Origin of the sequence: Sutterella massiliensis (genome assembly GCF_016899755.1) — a bacterium.
Classification (GTDB): Bacteria; Pseudomonadota; Gammaproteobacteria; order Burkholderiales; family Burkholderiaceae_F; genus Sutterella; species Sutterella massiliensis.
In genome coordinates this window covers 1-706 of the sequence record NZ_JACJJC010000182.1, presented here as the reverse complement: position 1 = coordinate 706, position 706 = coordinate 1, and the positions used below count along the sequence as shown (strand labels likewise).

General features: G+C 51.6%; 1 protein-coding gene. It reads right to left on the bottom strand.

From position 1 onward, the window contains the following. Positions 1-135: 135 nt before the first annotated feature. Positions 136-706: IS5 family transposase (locus H6A60_RS12040; protein WP_205104954.1), on the bottom strand; the 571-nt coding region annotated here is incomplete at its 5' end.

Genomic DNA, 706 nt, shown 5'->3' with positions numbered 1-706 from the left:
AGGATCCTCTGAGCAAATGCCGTTTTCGGCGGCATTTGCCAGAATTGAATAGTTTTTATCCAACGAATTCTGTTTACGGGCTTAAATTCGCATAATTCATTGTTTTCATTGACTTTTCCTAGTCAATGAGCACACTTATCCCACGGTTCTTCGTTTCCAACAGTCCCAGGTGTATAGGTTGGCCAGAGCAAGAAGGGTACTGATCCGATGGGCGTTTTTCTTGATGCCACGGTACCGAACTTTCCGGTACCCCATTTGCAGCTTGACTCGGGCAAAAACGTGTTCAACCTTGCATCGCACGCTTGACTTCAGATGCTCAAACCGACGCAATACGTCGTCGGCCGGCCGATCCTTAATCTTGCCGGGGCGCACATTGATGTAGTAGTGGCGCTTTGGCGATTCCCGGGTTGCTGCAGAGTTGAATTCGTCTCTTTTGTTGAGCCCCAGGTAGCCTGCATCTCCGTAGACCTCCTCCGTGTCGGACGAAATCAGCTCTCGAGCGCGCGAAATGTCATGTTCGTTGGCGGGTCCATAAACAACGTCGGTGGCAATGCCGACGATCGTGTCGGTGGCCACATGCATCTTCATACCGAAATGCCAGGTATTCCCTTTTTTGCCGCTGGCCATTTCCGGATCGCGCTTCCCGCTGTTGTTCTTCGTAGAGCTCGGCGCTTCGATGAAGCTCGCGTCAACGATTCGCCCTTTA